At 47.1% G+C, this 476-nt stretch carries 2 protein-coding genes; both read left to right on the forward strand.

Features of this window, described 5'->3' with window-relative positions; genetic code table 11:
- Positions 1–209, forward strand: a 209-nt coding sequence (locus E5329_RS29390) for a hypothetical protein (protein WP_135992599.1), incomplete at its 5' end; no start/stop codon positions are given.
- Positions 193–369 carry a hypothetical protein gene (locus tag E5329_RS30285; RefSeq protein WP_168356824.1) on the forward strand — a complete coding sequence of 59 codons (177 nt, stop codon included), beginning with the start codon at positions 193–195 and terminating at the stop codon, positions 367–369. The genes E5329_RS29390 and E5329_RS30285, both read left to right, overlap by 17 nt.
- Positions 370–476 lie beyond the last annotated feature (107 nt).

The raw sequence follows: 476 nt of genomic DNA on the forward strand, positions 1-476 counted from the left end.
AGCTTGTCATCGGGCATCACCCGAAAGCCCCGAACCCTTATGTATGCTGGTACTGTAAGGGCGGCGACAACTATTACTGGGGCTGTTACTGCAATACCCTTGAAGCCGCAAGGGAGAAACTGAACGAACGCTATCAGTCAGAATGTCAGATGTCATATAATCAGCAACCCGATAAAAAGGCGAAACATCACGATGAACGTGAGCGGTAGCATGAGCAGCAATGAGAACCCAAAGAAATATGACTGTACGATCTGCCCTTATCCCCGATATAAGGACAGCCGTACCATCTTCTGCGATGTTTGTATCCGAAGGATTTTAGATGAGCAGAGGGAGAAAAAACAGGGAAAGGAGAAGCCAGATGGAGAATGAAGATAAACGGATGATTAGCTCCTATGAGGTCACGCAGAGCATCCACATCGGCAAAAAGGAAGTCGTGTTCGGCATAGATGAGAAAGAGGAATACCCGTATCTTGTCT

The sequence above is a fragment of the Petralouisia muris genome (genome assembly GCF_004793545.1).
Taxonomy (GTDB): Bacteria; Bacillota; Clostridia; order Lachnospirales; family Lachnospiraceae; genus Petralouisia; species Petralouisia muris.